The sequence below is a fragment of the Spongiibacter sp. UBA1325 genome, from assembly GCF_002306875.1.
GTDB lineage: Bacteria > Pseudomonadota > Gammaproteobacteria > Pseudomonadales > Spongiibacteraceae > Spongiibacter > Spongiibacter marinus.
Window position 1 is genome coordinate 49,742 of the sequence record NZ_DBTD01000005.1, and the last position, 16,690, is coordinate 66,431.

Sequence of the window (16,690 nt, forward strand, 5' to 3'; positions counted from 1 at the left end):
CACTATCGGTGGCGATGCAGAGGCTGGCTATTGTGAAAGGCTCTCGAGCAGGTCGTGCAGGGCGTCTAGCCGGTGCAGCGGTTCGTCTATCTCCAGCAGCGGATACACATCCTCTGGACTGAGCGGCAGTAACTGGGCGAGTCGGTTGACCAGCTCACCGGTACCGCTCACCTCGGCACAGAAACCCATGCGCTGCACATGGGGGTGCTCCAACAACTGCGCCAACAAGGCAGACAACTCTTCAGCCTCTTCTGGCAGAGGAATATCCGCCTGTTCGCTGAGCCATTCAACGCGGCCGCGATTCAGCCCGGCGTCGTCGCGGTAGCTGTGCAGCAGGCGAAAACGCGGGCCGCCCTCAACCACCACCGACAACAAACCGTCTTCGGTTTGATCCCAGTCCACTACCCGGGCCTGGCAGCCCACGGCGGCGATACGCGGCTCATCGCCCTTACCGTCGACCTCACTGCCGGCGTGCAGGTGAACAATGCCGAAGTGACCGTCGTCGCGCAGGGTATTGCGCAGCAAATCCAGATAGCGGCGCTCGAAGATACGCAGCGCCATGCGGCCACCGGGAAATAACACACCACCCAGCGGAAACAGTGGGTAGTGATCTTGTTGCTCAGCGTGCATTACCTTCCGGCCCCAGTGGCTGAATCATCAGGATCAATTTCGGCAACAGCAACATCGCGCCCATGAGCGCAGCGATCATTGCCAGACCGGTGAGCAAGCCGAAGTAGATGCTCGGGGTAAAGTTCGACAGCGCCAGAATGGAGAAGCCAAAGACGATAATCACCGAGGTGTAGTACATCGCCTTGCCGATACTGCCGTGGCAGCGATACATGGTTTGCAGATAGTTGCGGTCGCGGGGGAATTCATCCCGGAAGCGGTGCACATAGTGAATGGTGTCGTCGACGCCAATACCCACTGTGATCGCCGCAATGGTAATGGTCATCATATCCAGCGGAATGCCGGCCAGCCCCATCCCACCAAGCACCGCACCGGCGGCCAGCAGGTTGGGTGTCAGCGCGATCATCGCCAGACTAAATGAGCGGAACAGCACCATAAACATTGCGAGGATGGCAACGAACACCGCCGCCAAGGTCAAAATTTGCGAGGTAAACAGGCTCTGCAACATATTGTTGTAGAGCACCAACAAGCCCGTCAGGCGCACCTGCTCTTCCTCAAAACCCAGCTCGTCGATCAGGTGCCTGCGCACTTCCTTAAGAAAGGCATCGCGCTCCAGGCTGCGGCTGGTTTCCTTCACCCGCAGGCTAATCCGCGCCTGATCCACCTCGGCAGACAAGTAGGGGTCGAGCAGAATACTGCTGATCGACGTCGGCAGTGAGCGCTGAGCGAGCGCCAATTGCAGGTCGTCGACATTCCCCATAATCATCTGCATCAGCTCGTAGAAGGTGGCCAGGGACAGTACTTTGCCCGTCTCGGGCAAGCTGTCCAGATAGTTGTGCACCTCTTGGATACGGCGCATGCCCGCCACCGTAAACCACTCGCTCTGAGGGCTTGCAGCGCCGGTGCCAAAATCGTCGCCGGCACTGAAATCGTCAAAGCCCGCATCGAAGTCGCCAGCGAAATCATCGGCAAAGTCGTCGCCCTGCTCAGCGGCAAAGCTGTCGTCAGCCTCGTCGAATTCGGCGTCGCCAAACAGGGCATCGAATTCCTCGCCCGCTTGCTCGGCGGCGGCATTGTCGACAGGGGCATCATTGGCGGCAGGCGCACCGTCGGCAACCGCCGGCGCGGACGATTCACTCGGGCGATTGAGAATAATATCCAGCCCGATGGTGCCGCCCAGCTCGGCATCGATAGTCTCCATGCCCTGATAAATTTCGGTGTCTTCGTGGAAGTAGTCGATGAAGCGGTTTTCCACTTTAAGCTGTGAGATACCCCAGGCACTCACCGCCAGCAAGGCTACCGACACCACCACAATGGTGCCGCCAAAACGCTCGGTAGCAACAGCAAAATAGCGGGTAAAAGCGCCCTCGCCACCGGCGCCGTTTTTCTCTTCGCGGGCGGGCAAAAGCATCAGTACACAGGGCAGAATCAGGAAGCTGAGTATCAGCGCCGCCATCACCCCCATGGTCATCATCCAACCGAAATCAATGACCGGACGAATACCGCTGACCACCAGTGACGCAAAGGCCACCAGCGTGGTGAGGGCGGTGTAGATACAGGGCCGCGCCATCAGACGAACGGTGTCGCTCACTCGCTGCAGCTGGCTGCTTTGCGGCGACAGGGCCGAAATTTCCCGGTAGCGCACTACCAAGTGGATGGTAATAGCCAGCGTAATAATCAGCAGCAGCGCGACAAAGTTGGCGGAAATAACCGTGAGCCGCCAGTCCATAAAGGCCAGCAGCCCAAGCATGAAGGTGACCGTGGCCACGCAGTTCAGCAGCGGAATCAGCACCCAGCGCGGGCTGCCGAAAATCACCACCAGTAAGACCACAATGAACACCAATATCCCGGTACCAAACACTTTCAGATCGCTTTTTACAAAGTCGATCATATCCACGGTGATCATTGGCACACCGCCGAGGAACAATTTGGCGCCGTCGCGATAGTTGTCGAGCACGCTTCGCGCCTGCGCAACCAGCGCTTCCTGGCGGCCGTGAATCTCGGTGACGTAGTCATCAAAGGCCTGCTCGGCCGCCTCGAGTTTTGCCTGCTCGTCCAGAGTCAGGGGGCGCTGCGCCGCGTCGGCGCGCAGCACATCGCGGGCGTCCAGCAGCTCATAGAATTTTTGGTCGCGCTCCAGGTTCACCTGCAGCGCGGTGGTCGTACCATCGGGGCTGGTCAGCAGCGAACGATAAATAGGGCTGTTGGCAAATTCCTCGCGCGCCATGTCGACATTGGCAGTGCCGTCGCCCAGGGTGGGAATCTCACCCGCGGTGACATCACCCAGGCTCACCGGCGGGCTCTGCAACAAGGGCACATCGAGAATAGAATTAATGCTCGACACCCGCGGCAGCTTCGCCAGGTCATCACGCAGCTTGGCGATGGTTTCCAGCTGCTGGGGCGCGAACAGGTCGCCCTCGGGTTGGTAGGTGACCAGCAAGAAGTCCTCGGTCTGGTAGCGCTTGCTGATTTCGCGGAAATACTCCAGCGACGTATCCCCTTCCAGCACCAAAGCCTCGGAGGAGGCATCGAGCTTCATCGCGGGTATATGGCTACCCAGGAATCCGGTCACCGCCATCAACAGCAGCAACACCCAGGTAGCATTGCGGAGAATCAGTGTCTGGTATGCGTTGGCAAGCCGCCCAGTCATGGTGTTTCCTTATTGTCATTATCGGGCGCAGGGTCTCTGCGTCCGGGCCGGTAACGGCCGTTATTCACCCCAGCGCGGCAGCAGCGTTTGCGCTACGTCGAGGTGGTCCAATATTCTCGCGACGACGAAATCGACGATCTCATCCACGCTTGTCGGGCGCCGATAAAAGCCTGGCGACGCCGGCATAATGGTCGCGCCCATTTGGCTGAGGCTGAGCATATGCTGCAGATGAATGCTCGACAAGGGCATCTCTCGCGTCACCAAAATTAACTGACGCCGCTCTTTGAGCACAACATCGGCGGCGCGTTCAATTAAATTATTACTGGCGCCACAGGCAATGGCTGACAAGGTGCCGGTACTTGCCGGACAGACCACCATACGGGTTGGCGCGCCGCTACCCGAGGCCACGGCGGCCATCCAGTCTTCCGGCCCGTGCACCTGCAACTGATCGGGCGGGCAACCAAAGCGCTCCACCAGATGTTTATGCAGGGCCTGGGGTTTGGCTGGCAGGGGCTCGTCGGTTTCTGTTGCCACGACTAACAGCGCCGCCTTGGAGATCATAAAGTGAACCGGACAGCCCGCGGCCAGCAGGCATTCGAGCAGGCGCAAACCGTATTGCGCGCCCGATGCGCCGGTCATTGCCAAGGTTACCGCTTTCATAATTAGGCCCTGTTATTAAGCGCCGTCATCAGGCGCTGGTGGATACCACCGAAGCCACCGTTACTCATGATGACCACGTGGTCACCGCTGCGCAGCATGGCGACCAGCTGCTGGAGACAGGCATCGAGGTCGCGACTTAACTCGGCGGGCACGGGACTGTTGGCGATCACGCCGTCAAGCGACCAGTCCAGTCCGGGTGGCTGATACCAAATAACGCGATCTGCCGAGGCCGTCGAGGCTGCCAGGCGGTCTTTGTAGATGCCCATACGCATGGTATTCGAGCGCGGTTCTATCAGGGCAATAATTCGCCCGTTTTTCTGCACACGACCGCGCAGGCCTTGCAAGGTGGTTTCAATGGCGGTGGGGTGGTGGGCAAAGTCATCGTAGACCGACACGCCGTCTACGCAGCCGAGCAGCTCCATTCTGCGCTTCACGCCCTGGAACTGACTGAGCGCATCGATACTGTCAGCTGGCAGGACACCGACATGCCGCGCCGCCGCGATGGCAGCCAATGCGTTGGCCACATTGTGCTCGCCGGTGTGCTGCCAGCACACTTGCCCCTGATCCTGCCCTTGATGCAGCACGCGAAACTGCGAGTAGTCCTCGCTGCATTCACCGCGCTGCCACTCGGCAGTATCGCCGCTAACGCTCAGCTGCTCGCGCTCACTCCAGCAACCCATTGCCAGGGTTTCTTCAATTGCGGGCACGCTCGCCGGGGTGATAATGCGGCCGCTGCCGGGCACGGTGCGCACCACGTGGTGAAACTGACGCTGAATGGCGTGCAGGTCATCAAAAATATCGGCGTGATCGAATTCCAGGTTGTTGATGATCAAGGTGCGCGGACGGTAGTGAATAAACTTGGAGCGCTTATCAAAGAAAGCGCTGTCGTACTCATCGGCTTCGATCACAAAGAAGTCCGACTTGCCGATACGCGCAGACAGTCCGAAGTCGGCGGGCACACCGCCGATCAAAAAGCCCGGCTCATAGCCGCAACTCTCTAATATCCACGCCAACATACTGCTGGTGGTGGTTTTGCCGTGTGTGCCGGAACAAGCCAGCACCCAGCGCCCCTGCAACACATGTTCGCTCAGCCACTGCGGCCCCGAGGTATAGGGCAAACCTCTTTCTAAAACATATTCCACGGCCGGGTTGCCCCGCGACATGGCATTGCCCACCACCACAAGGTCCGGCGCGGGGTCGAGGTGCGCCGGGTCGTAGCCTTCCATCAGCGCAATACCCTGGGCTTCGAGCTGGGTGCTCATCGGCGGATACACATTGGCATCAGAGCCGGTAACGCGGTGCCCCTGCTCGCGCGCAAGAATGGCCAACCCGCCCATAAAGGTTCCGCAGATACCAAGGATATGAATATGCATTGCTCGTGCTTCGACCGTCGAATTTAGCTGGGCATGGTATCACTGCACCCGAGTAAGCTCTACGGCTGGCTTGCGCCTACCATTAATACGCTCAAGCAATAAAAAACCGGCCAGAGGCCGGCTATGACATTGCGCAAAAGCGGGCGCAACAGGGTTAAAACGCCGCGCCCAACCAAAACCATAACTTATCGGTATCGGCTGCCAGCTCATCGGCTGAGTAGGCGGCGTACTTCACTCCCACCGAATAGTGTTTGGCAAATTTTCGGCTGTACACCGCGTTAACTTCACTGCCGTAGGCATCGGCACCCGCGGCGTCATCGTCGGCGCGGTAGTCGTGATAAATCAGCGCCCACTTCCCACCGGCAAGACTGCCGCCCAGCGAGGCGTAACGGTCAACTAAACCCCCGGCCGGTGTTTTGAGAAAAATATCGGCCCAGCCGTTGAATTTATGCAGCGTCGCCAGGGGCGTGGCAAAGCCGTAGCTGCCGTCGTCACTGCCCAGTACTTCGTAGCCAACCTTCGCGGTTAAACCCGCGGCGGCGACCCCGGCTTCAAGCAGCATATACTCCGCATCGGCATCGAGCAGCGGCGTGTCGGCCCGCTGGCGAGCGAACTCAGCGTGGTATAGCAGCTTTGCCTCAGCCAGGGGCTTCGCCCCCTTCACGCTCACACCAGTGGTATCGAGACGATCTTCGCCCGCCTCATTCAGTTCCAACAAATAGGAATAGGCCGTCACCGTGCCCACCGCACTGTTGAAACGCAGGTTTAACAAGTGATCTTTGGCCTGTTTATCCGCCTGTTCGGCAAAGATGCCATTGCGCTGCCCCAAGTAGGCGTAGCTCAGCGACAATGCATCGTTGGCTTTATAGTTAAGTGAGATGCCATCAAAGGTCTGGCGATCCTGACGCCAACCCACGTGCCCAACAAATCGATGGCCATCGTAGGTGATGACCTGTCGCCCTAATTTGGCCGTTAGCCCACCGTGCTGGTAGCGCAGAAAGGCCTGATCCAGCTCGGTTGTTTCCGGGTCGGCAATCACCGAGTACTGCCCGGCTTTATACCCGGCTGGCGGCGCACTGAACTCGCCCTCTCCCGCGACGATGCGGCTATCCTCAAACTCCAGTTGCGCGGAAAAACCCTGATAGGCGGCGGTCTGATATCCCAGCCGGCTACGCAGGGTAAGGGCACTGGCATCATCCAGGGCATTGTCCTGGCTCACCGCTTCATAACGCAGCCTAAAGTCACCGTACACCTTGCCGTTTGCCAACGCGTCGGCAAGGGAATCGGCAAATGAGGTGGCTGGCAAGGTTGCCGCCACGGCTCCTAGCAGTACGGCGTTTGCAATAACTCTCATGCAGTTCTCTCCTACACTATTTTTTATCGGCCGACACAATGCCGGCAGCACCACGACCATCAGGCCGAATTGAGAACGCCGTTTATCTCTAACACCTATTATTGTGGGCATTCGGTTTGGGCGACGTCGCCCATCGCAGGGATATTTAGCAAGCGGTATGCCAGCCGCGGAGAGATCAAAAAAATTAATTTATTTTTATAATTTTCAATACGTTAGAGAAAAATAACTCGCTCAAAAAACCTAAAAAGCCAGAGCCGCCCCAAAACACGACGACGCGCCTTTAGCGGCGCCTCATAACAAGACGACCGCGCCCTAAAATATTGCCTGTAAATGTGTGCAAACGACTGGTTTGGCGCACCACAATACTGCATGCCGCCACGCTGCCCAGCAAAAGCCCTTCGCTATCGGCTCAAGCTCCATAGCAGCGCCACGAGCAAGACGGCGCTGACGCCCTGCCAAAACCGCAGGGGGTTGCGGTGAACCAAGGGCTGAAATTCCCTGGCCTGATAGCTGGGGTTGGGGTGATGAAGATCGTGCATAAACTCTGCGATGTCGTGATACCGCAGGTCGGGGTTAATACTCAACGCACGCTTTAGCGCGCGATCCATCCAATACGGAATATGCGGGTTGTAATCACTGGCAGAGACGTACTGCAGGCGCGAGTAATCACCAGCGCTGCGGCACTGCTCCAACTTGCCCTCATAGGGCAGGGTTCCACTGAGCATTTCAAAGGCCACGACAGCCAGGGAAAACTGGTCAGCCCGCGCACTCGGCGGTTTGCGCAATACGTGCTCCGGCGCTGAATACTGCGCGGTACCCAGAATATGATCACGCTCTAACGGCACCGCGATCTCAGCTAAGCCAGCCACATGGCAGCTGCCAAAGTCGATAATGCGCACCCTGCCATCACCGTCCATCATTACATTGTCGGGCTTAATATCTTGGTGGAGGGTATCGCGCCGATGCATCGCCTGCAGGCCCTTGGCCAACTGACTGAGCACCGCCACTGCCTCACTCACGGCCGATCGGTCGCGCGCGGCCATCCACTGCGCCAGCGACTGACCGGGAATATATTCAGCAAGGTAGTACAAACAGCTTGGACGCTGGGGCGGCTCAACCACCGACACAACAGCCGGATGCTCCAGTCGCTTGGCGATCCAGCTCTCCAGCACAAAGCGCTCGATGTAGGCCGGGTCATCCAAGTACAGCAATGACGGCGTTTTCATCACTAACTGTCGCTGGTTGCGAGTATCCACAACCCGATACAACTGGCTGCGCGGGCTGGCGTGAAGCTCTTCTTCAATGCGCAAACCGTCGACCACCGCACCCGGCGGCAGCGGCGGCGGGAATGGCAAGGCACTCAGCTGCTGATAAACATCGTCGGCATCGGCCAGCGGCAGCGCCTCTACACGCAGCAGCTGACAGCTGAGGTTATCCTTGCTGCCCGCGGCCAATGCATCGTCGATCAACTGCTCGCAGGCGGGCTCCAGCGCACCGGACGCCTCGGCAAGGCGCTGGCGAATCTGCTCGTCAGGCAGCACGTCGTGAATACCGTCGGTAGAAAGTAAAAACAGGTCCCCACAGCAGATATCGACTGAGCGATAGTCGACATCGAGATTGACGTCCAGCCCCATTGCCCGGGTCAAATAGGCGTGTTCCGGAGAGATTCGCCGAGCGTGGTCGCGCGTTAGCTGCTCCAGCGCGCCGTCGCGAAGCCGGTATATGCGGCTATCCCCCACATGGAACAAGTGGGCGAGCTGGGACTTAAATACCGCCACACTCAGGGTGGATACATAGCCCTTTTCCGCCTGCGCATAGCCCTGACCCTGGGCAAACAGCCAGCGATTCAATGCGTTTAATACCTGTTGCGCGGAGCGCTTCACCGACCATGACTCGGGCGTTGAAAAGTAGTCATTCAGAAAGCCGGTAATGCAACTTTCCGCCGCCTCTTTGCCCGCCTCGGCCGCCGACACGCCATCGGCAATAGCCGCGACGGCGCCCTTGGTCGTCAGCAGTGAACCCTCGGGCACTCGCGCGCCGAGACTGTCCTCATTAAACTGCTTAAGCCCAGCGCTACTGCGCTGGGCTATGCTCAATTTCAGTCCACCATCCAGGTGCAAAACACCACTCCTTTTCGAGTTGAGGTTGCAGACTAGCTCACTTCAATCAGCGCCACACTGCCATCGTCGTTGTATTCGGCAATGTGTCCCTGCGGCTCTTCCATAAATTGCACCGCAACAAACACAAAGGCAGCGCAAGCGGCGATCACCATAAAGAAGCTGGAAGCATCGACAAAGCTGAGGACGGTCAGGAAGATAACTGCACCCACATTACCGTAAGCGCCGGTCATACCCGCAATCTGCCCGGTCATACTGCGTTTGACCAACGGCACGATGGCAAACACCGCACCTTCGCCAGCCTGCACGAAGAAGGAGCAACACATGGTCGCCAATACTGCCAGCAGCAGCGGCCACGTAGACGTGATCTGACTGAGCAGCATATAGCCCACCGCCAAACCGCAGATCAAAATGCTCAGCGAGCGACGGCGGCCAAACCGGTCAGACAGGTAGCCGCCACTGGGACGAGCAAGCAGGTTCATGAATGCAAAGCCGGAGGCCAACATACCCGCTTTTACGGCGGTCAGTTCAAAGGTCTCCATAAAGAACAGCGGCAACATCGATACCACCGCGAGCTCAGAGCCAAAGGTAACCAGGTAGGCAACGTTCAGAATAGCCACTTGCTTGAAGGGGTATTTCTGCATGGCAGGGATTTCTACATTGTTCAATACGTCGTGGTTAACGCGCAGAATCTGGCTAACTTGCACGATGAACAACACCACCAACACACCGTAAAGCGACATTGCGGCAACGCCATTTAACATACCCAGGTTCGACGGCGACAGCTTCCAGGTCAGTACTGCCAGCGCCAGGTACATGGGGATGCACATGGCAATGTAAAACACCAAGTCGCGCTTACTGGTTACCACCAAGCCGCCACTTTTCTTTGGCTTGAAGTAGGTAGACCCCTTGGGCGTGTTGCGCGCACGTGAGTAAAAGAACACGCCGTAGATCATTGCCATCACACCTGTGCTGGCAATGGCGTAGCGCCAGCCATCGTCGCCACCGAACATCAGCGCCAGGGTTGGCAGGGTCATCGCGGCTGCCGCCGAACCAAAGTTACCCCAGCCACCGTAAACGCCCTCGGCTAAGCCGACCTGGCGCGCGGGAAACCACTCACCAACAAGACGAATACCAATCACAAAGCCCGCGCCAATAAAACCCATTAAAAAACGCAGCAGCGCGATGGTTTCATAGCTGTCGGCAAACGCAAACGCGATACACATGGCGCCGCCACTAACGAGGAGTGCCGAGTAGATAATGCGCGGACCGTAGCGATCCACCAGCATACCAACCACCACCCGGGCGGGAATCGTCAGCGCCACATTGAGAATCATCAGGGCTTTCACTTGCTGCCCGGTAAGATCGAAGGCCTCTTTAATAGAGGCCAGCATCGGCGCATGGCTAAACCACACGACAAAAGTCAGGAAGAAGGCAAACCAGCTCAGATGCAGCAAGCGGACTTTATCCTGCTTGAGATCGAGCAAATTTAATGTAGAGGACGACATAGTAGCTCCATTCAGCCAACGAGGAATTTGCTTGCTGCTGAGCAAACGCCGTGCCAAACATCAACACCAGCCCACTAAGCAATTGATATTGTTAGCAATAAATATGACTTAGCGACAACTTAACGCGACCAGGCAAGTGCCAGCCACCACCGCCAACCGCCTGCGGCCTGAATTTTCGCCCCCCGATGAAGCAGCGCGCCCCAGAAACAATCAGCCGCGCCACACCACAAAGCACCAAAATGCGCCCCAAGTTCGACCACAAAAATATAAAAACCTTACAAATCAAACACATAATGAACACAAAACCCACTGGCACGTCTTTTGCTTAATGCCTGTTACACGCCCCAGGGCACATTAATAATGCAGCACTCCCCGGTGCTGCCAATGGTAGAAAGAAGCAAAGGACGTCACTATGAGCCATAAACAGCGCTTGCTTGTTGTGGGCAACGGCCCCGTTGGACATCAATTCCTAGAGTCAATCGTCGAAAGTGGCTGCGCGACGGATTACCAGATCACCGTAATCGGCGAAGAGCCCCGCCCCGCCTACGACCGCGTACACCTGACGGCCTGGTTTGAAACGCGACAAGCCGACGCGCTAAACATGGTTGCCGATGGCTTCTACGCGACAAACAATATCGACGTTAGATGCGGTGAAAAAGTTGTCGCCATTGATCGCGATGCAAAAACCGCAACAACGGATTCAGGGCGCCACTACGACTATGACCAGCTGGTGCTGGCGACCGGTTCCTACCCCTTTGTTCCCCCTGTTCCCGGCCACGAGCGCGAAAACTGCTTTGTTTACCGCACCATCGAAGACCTTGAAGCGATCACCGCGGCGGCAAAAAATGCCTCTGTGGGCGCCGTGGTGGGCGGCGGCCTACTCGGCCTGGAGGCCGCTAAAGCCATTAAAGATCTGGGCCTGAAAACCCATGTCATTGAATTCGCGCCACGCTTGATGGCGGTGCAAGTCGACGACGGCGGCGGCGCACTGCTGCGACGCAAGATCGAAGATCTCGGCGTTGAAGTGCACACCCAGAAAAACACGCAAAACATCGGCGACGGCGAGCACTGCGTGCACAAGCTGTCCTTCGCTGACGGCGCAGAACTGGAAACCGACATTCTGGTTTTCTCTGCAGGTATTCGCCCGCAAGATGCGCTGGCTCGCCAGTGTGAACTGAAGATCGGCGAACGCGGCGGCATCGCCATAAACAATTACTGCCAGACCTCTGACCCCGCCATCTATGCCATTGGCGAATGTGCGCTGTGGAACCAACGCATCTTTGGCCTGATTGCACCGGGCAATGAAATGGCCCGCGTCGCCGCTGCGCATATCCTTGGCAACGGTGACGACAAGCAGTTCACCGGCGCAGACATGAGCACCAAGCTCAAGCTAATGGGCGTCGACGTTGCCTCGATTGGAGACGCCCACGGCAACACCCCCGGTGCCAAGTCCTATACCTTTATCGATGAACAAGCCGAGATCTATAAAAAGATAGTGGTTAGCGAAAGCGGCAAGCACTTGCTCGGCGCGGTATTGGTGGGCGATGCCGACGACTACGGCAATTTGCTGCAATTTGCGCTCAATGGCATCGAGCTTCCCGAACACCCGGAAGCGATGATTCTCCCCAATATTGACGGCAGTGCGAGCGTTGGCCTCGGGGTGGATGCCCTCCCCGACAGCGCGCAAATTTGCAGCTGTAACAACGTCAGCAAGGGCGATATCTGCGCGGCGGTGCAGGGCGGCGCAATGACCGTTGGCGATATAAAAAGCTGCACCAAGGCCGCCAGCACCTGCGGCGGCTGTACCGCCCTGGTAGGCCAGGTGGTCAACGCTGAGCTCACTAAACTTGGTGTTGAAGTGAATACCGACCTCTGTGAACACTTCCCCTACACTCGCCAGGAGCTGTTCCACTTAATCCGCGTAGGCGGTATTAAATCCTTTGACGAGTTATTGGAGAAGCACGGTTCCGGTAAAGGCTGCGCCATCTGTAAACCGACGGCAGCATCCATCTTCGCCTCCTGCTGGAACGAGTACATTCTGGAAAATCAGCACGCCGGCCTGCAAGACACCAATGACCGCTTCCTCGCGAATATGCAGAACAACGGCACCTTCTCTGTTGTGCCGCGCATGGCAGGCGGTGAGGTCACTCCGGACGGTTTGATCACCGTGGGTAGCATCGCCAAAAAATACAAGCTTTACACCAAAATCACCGGCGGCCAGCGGGTGGATTTATTCGGCGCCACCCTCGACCAACTTCCGGCGATATGGAAGGAACTGATCGATGCTGGTTTTGAAAGTGGCCACGCCTACGGCAAGTCGCTGCGCACGGTGAAGTCCTGCGTGGGCTCCAGCTGGTGTCGCTACGGCGTGCAAGACAGCGTTGGCCAGGCCATCGACCTGGAGAACCGCTACAAAGGCCTGCGTTCACCCCACAAGATAAAAATGGCGGTGTCTGGCTGTACCCGCGAGTGCGCCGAAGCACAGAGTAAGGACGTTGGCGTGATCGCCACAGAAAAAGGCTGGAACCTCTACGTGTGCGGCAACGGTGGCATGAAACCCCGCCACGCCGACCTCTTTGCCTCCGACATCGATACCGAAACCCTGGTGAAATACGTCGACCGCTTGTTGATGTTCTACGTGCGCACCGCCGACCGCCTGCAACGCACCTCGGTGTGGATGGAAAACCTTGAGGGCGGTTTGGACTATCTGCGTCAGGTCATCATCGACGACTCACTGGGTATCTGCGACGAACTGGAGCGCGACATGCAAAGCGTGGTCGACAGCTACCAATGCGAGTGGAAGACCACCATCGAAGACGAGCAAAAACTCAAACAATTCCGCTCCTTCGTGAATGCCGATGACGGTGACAAAGACATTGTTTTCGTGGAAGAGCGCGGTCAAATCAGGCCCGCCAACGAAGAAGAAAAACAACTCAACAACAACTTAATTGCTGTTGCCTGAAGGTCTCACTGACAGGAGCCACACAGAGCAACGTAGCGAGAAACCTCGCACAAGTATGGAGATTAGCTATGAGCTGGACCACCGTCTGCACACTCGACGACATTTTACCCAATGCTGGCGCCGCCGCCTTAGTCGGCGACACGCAGCTTGCTGTCTTTCGCGTCGATGACCGCATCTTCGCACTGGACAACCACTGCCCCTTCAGCCGCGCCAATGTGCTGGCGCGGGGAATTGTTGGTAGCGTCGGCGACACGCTAGTGGTTGCCTCACCACTGTACAAACAGCATTTCAGTCTGGAGGCGGGACACTGCCTTGAAGACGACAGTATCTCTGTGCGTCGCTTCCCCGCGCGCAACGAGAACGGCCTGGTGCAGGTCCAACTATAAAACGCACCTTCCAAGGATTAGTCTCCCCCTTGCCGGCGGCAACTCCCCGTGCAGTCGGCCCTTTCACCACTCCCTTTCCTCGCCGCAATTTGCTTACGTGCCCTGGCAACCGTTAGCCCGTGGCCTCAAAGTCAGGCCGAAGCGGGCGAAAAGCCGGCCAGCAAGGCTGTGAATCAAATTAGTGTTAACCCGCCCTAGCGGGTATAATCAGCGCGATTTTTTCACCTTGCACACAGCTGATAACGGAAACGACTCATGAGCTATAACTCGATCCCAGCCGGCAAAGAACTGCCGCACGATATTTTCGTCGCCATCGAAATCCCTGCAAACAGCAGCCCTATCAAGTACGAGATTGAAAAAGAGTACGATGCGCTGATGGTTGACCGTTTCATGGCCACCCCAATGTTCTACCCAGCCAACTACGGCTACATCCCCAACACCCTGTCTGAAGACGGTGACCCACTGGACGTACTGGTTGTTACGCCTTACCCCGTTGTTCCCGGCTCAGTGATTCGTGCCCGCCCCATCGGCATTCTGAACATGAGCGACGAAGCGGGTAAAGACGCCAAACTGCTGGCCGTTCCCCACGACAAACTGAGCGTGCTCTACAAAGACGTAAAAGAGCCCTCTGACCTGCCCGAGCTGCTTATCCAGCAGATTGAGCACTTCTTCGAGAACTACAAAGACCTCGAAAAAGGCAAGTGGGTGAAGGTTGACGGTTGGGCAGGCAGCAAAGAAGCCCTGGCCGAAGTTGAAAAAGCCGCTGCTGCTTACAAAGGCTAAGTAGCGCCGCCTAAAAAAAGCCCGGTCTCTGAAAAGAGCCCGGGCTTTTTTGTGCCCAGCTTATCGCCATTCTTAACAAACCTACTGCCAAGCCTTGACCCTGTAGTAACCTACAAGCTCTATTCTGATCTCAGTAGCAACGGAATCAGGGGAATCACCATGGCTCAACTAAGGATTGGAGAACTCGCGAAAAAGCTCGACTGTACAGTGGAAACGCTGCGCTTTTACGAGCGCGAGGGCTTACTGGCCGCCACCGGGCGCAGCGCCAATGGCTATCGTTTTTACAACACCGCCTCTATTAAGCAGCTAGAGTTTATCCTGCGCGCCAAGAGCATGGGCTTCAGCCTCGACGATATTCGCGAATTACTGGCCATTCGCGTCGACCCGGAAGCCAAGTCCTGTGGCGAAGTGAAGGGCATTGCCCAAGAGAAGCTCGCCCAGGTTGAACGAAAACTGAGTGAACTGAAAAGCATCCGCGACGCCCTGAGCCGGGTGGTCGAGGCCTGCTGCGGTGGCGATGTTCCCGCCAATCACTGCAGTATCCTGCAAGCGCTCGATGACGAACTCAGTGCCCAGCAGGAGCAGCACGCATGAATTTCCTCAACAACCTCTACCTACTCAGTTTGGACGCCGCTCCCCTACTCGTTATGGGCCTGGTGCTTGCCGGCTTGATGAAAGCCTGGATTCCCAATGCCCTGCTGGAACGGCAGCTGGGCAAACCCGGTATTGGCTCGGTGATCAAAGCGGCGCTATTTGGCGCTCCCATGCCCCTGTGCTCGTGCGGCGTTCTGCCGGTGGCGATGGGACTGCGACGCGCCGGCGCATCGAAGGGCGCAACGGTATCGTTTTTGATTTCCACACCTGAGACCGGCGTCGACTCCATTGCCCTGAGCTACGGCCTACTGGGGCCGGTGATGACCATTGCACGGCCCATCGTGGCCATCGTCAATGCCATTGCCGCGGGCTTGTTAACGGGCTGGAACGATAGCAAACCCGCAATACAAGAAGAGGCAACAACGTCTTGTTGCTCAAAGCGCTCTGCCGCGCCGACGAAAACCACCTGGAGAGAGGGCCTTCACTACACCTTCGGGCGACTGCTTGAGGACATGCTGCCCTGGCTGTTGGTGGGCATGCTGTTTGCGGCGGCGGTGCAGACCTTTGTGCCAGCGGCCTGGCTGGCCGAATGGGGCCGGGGCCCCCTTGCCATGGTCGTAATGGTGTTGGTAGGTATTCCCATGTATATCTGTGCCAGCGCGTCCACGCCCATCGCCGCAGGACTGCTAATGGCGGGCGTATCACCTGGCGCGGTACTGGTCTTTATGCTCGCGGGCCCGGCCAGCAATATCGCGGCTGTGGGAATGGTGCACAAGGAACTGGGACGCCGCGCGCTCGTTGCCTATCTGGGTACGGTAAGCACCATTAGTATCGCTGCGGGTCTGTTGCTAGACCAATTGGTGAGTCTGTTTAACTGGGAGATTAGCGGCGGGCAGGCACACCAGCACAGCATGCTGCCCGAGTGGTTAGCGGTGACCGCGCTGGTCGTGCTGGCAGTAGCGGCCATTAAACCGCTGCGCCAACAAACCTTCGGCCGCTTGCTTAACGCTTAAGACGCCACCTTGGGCTTGGCGCTTAACAGGCGCTGATAGAGTTTGGAGTTTTTGTGAATCGTTTTATGTTTCGCATAGGCTTCCACCGCGCGATGCCAAGCCTCATCACTGCCGTGAGCATTGAGTGAAAAACTCGTGCACACGGTCTTTTTCTCGACCTTTGACGCCACACCCACCTGAAAGATCGGCGTCAAATTGCCACTCTTCTCGGTCTTCAACAGATAGCTGATACCGCGCACGCTGCCGTCTGGCTTGAAGCAGCGTTCTTCCTTGGTTTCCTCCAGAAAGCGCTTTTGCTGCGCTTCTAATTCTTGATCGCGTTCCATCGCTTGCTTCTCTATGGCCTTTTGCGCCCGTCCCTCTAGGCGCTTACCGTCTTTCTTCAGGGAGAAATACTCCTGATAGAGCTCACCCGCCACTGTCCGGCGGACCCGGTAGCCATAAAAAGCTTTGTTATCCAGCAACTTAACGCTCACACGCACCCCTTATTTATGCTTCTTTTTTGTTTTCTTATGTCATCGTCACTGCCGCCGTAGCAGCAATGTCACTATTGGCAGACATTGTAATCTAAACATTCTGACGAAATTATCAAGCTGCTGCGACAAAAACCGTGACACAGACGCACAAAAATCGCGCCCGAGGCTCAGGCTCAGGCTCAAAGGA

At 57.3% G+C, this 16,690-nt stretch carries 13 protein-coding genes; 5 read left to right on the top strand and 8 right to left on the bottom strand.

The window, feature by feature from the left end:
• Nucleotides 1-27 precede the first annotated feature (27 nt).
• From B3K78_RS05350 to B3K78_RS05380, 7 genes are all read right to left on the bottom strand, one after another.
• Entirely contained in the window at nt 28-630 is a 603-nt protein-coding gene (locus B3K78_RS05350; RefSeq protein WP_286694605.1) for an LON peptidase substrate-binding domain-containing protein, read from the bottom strand.
• Nucleotides 620-3,277, bottom strand: a complete 2,658-nt coding sequence (locus B3K78_RS05355) for an efflux RND transporter permease subunit (RefSeq protein ID WP_286694606.1) — start codon at nt 3,275-3,277, stop codon at nt 620-622. Before B3K78_RS05355 ends, B3K78_RS05350 begins: the two co-directional genes overlap by 11 nt.
• Before the next feature lie 60 nt (nt 3,278-3,337).
• The gene (locus B3K78_RS05360) at nt 3,338-3,937 is read right to left on the bottom strand and encodes a flavin prenyltransferase UbiX (protein WP_286694607.1); all 600 of its coding nucleotides are present in this window, start codon (nt 3,935-3,937) and stop codon (nt 3,338-3,340) included.
• Nucleotides 3,938-3,939: 2 nt separating this feature from the next.
• Nucleotides 3,940-5,310: a UDP-N-acetylmuramate:L-alanyl-gamma-D-glutamyl-meso-diaminopimelate ligase gene (gene mpl / locus B3K78_RS05365; RefSeq protein ID WP_286694608.1), complete on the bottom strand. Its 1,371-nt coding sequence runs from the start codon at nt 5,308-5,310 to the stop codon at nt 3,940-3,942.
• Nucleotides 5,311-5,464: 154 nt separating this feature from the next.
• Nucleotides 5,465-6,664, bottom strand: a complete 1,200-nt coding sequence (locus B3K78_RS05370; protein WP_286694609.1) for an alginate export family protein — start codon at nt 6,662-6,664, stop codon at nt 5,465-5,467.
• Between the two features lie 401 nt (nt 6,665-7,065).
• A complete protein-coding gene (locus B3K78_RS05375) occupies nt 7,066-8,760 on the bottom strand; it encodes a bifunctional protein-serine/threonine kinase/phosphatase (protein WP_286694610.1) in 1,695 nt (564 codons plus the stop codon).
• A 56-nt stretch (nt 8,761-8,816) separates the two neighbouring features.
• Entirely contained in the window at nt 8,817-10,289 is a 1,473-nt protein-coding gene (locus tag B3K78_RS05380; RefSeq protein ID WP_286694611.1) for a NarK family nitrate/nitrite MFS transporter, read from the bottom strand.
• A gap of 412 nt (nt 10,290-10,701) precedes the next feature.
• On the opposite strand from B3K78_RS05380, the gene nirB reads away from it, so the two are divergent.
• From nirB to B3K78_RS05405, 5 genes are all read left to right on the top strand, one after another.
• Nucleotides 10,702-13,251 (top strand): nitrite reductase large subunit NirB, encoded by a 2,550-nt coding sequence (gene nirB / locus B3K78_RS05385; RefSeq protein ID WP_286694612.1) that lies wholly within the window; start codon nt 10,702-10,704, stop codon nt 13,249-13,251.
• 68 nt (nt 13,252-13,319) lie between these two features.
• A complete protein-coding gene (gene nirD, locus B3K78_RS05390) occupies nt 13,320-13,637 on the top strand; it encodes a nitrite reductase small subunit NirD (protein WP_204996310.1) in 318 nt (105 codons plus the stop codon).
• Nucleotides 13,638-13,892: 255 nt separating this feature from the next.
• Nucleotides 13,893-14,420: an inorganic diphosphatase gene (ppa, locus tag B3K78_RS05395; RefSeq protein WP_027873978.1), complete on the top strand. Its 528-nt coding sequence runs from the start codon at nt 13,893-13,895 to the stop codon at nt 14,418-14,420.
• A gap of 159 nt (nt 14,421-14,579) precedes the next feature.
• On the top strand, nt 14,580-15,014 hold the full coding sequence (gene zntR, locus B3K78_RS05400) for a Zn(2+)-responsive transcriptional regulator (protein ID WP_286694613.1): 435 nt from the start codon (nt 14,580-14,582) through the stop codon (nt 15,012-15,014).
• Nucleotides 15,011-16,027: an SO_0444 family Cu/Zn efflux transporter gene (locus tag B3K78_RS05405; protein WP_286694614.1), complete on the top strand. Its 1,017-nt coding sequence runs from the start codon at nt 15,011-15,013 to the stop codon at nt 16,025-16,027. Before zntR ends, B3K78_RS05405 begins: the two co-directional genes overlap by 4 nt.
• Here B3K78_RS05405 and B3K78_RS05410 read toward each other — a convergent pair.
• Entirely contained in the window at nt 16,024-16,503 is a 480-nt protein-coding gene (locus B3K78_RS05410; RefSeq protein ID WP_027873981.1) for a hypothetical protein, read from the bottom strand. The two genes, B3K78_RS05405 and B3K78_RS05410, sit on opposite strands and share 4 nt — an antisense overlap.
• Nucleotides 16,504-16,690 lie beyond the last annotated feature (187 nt).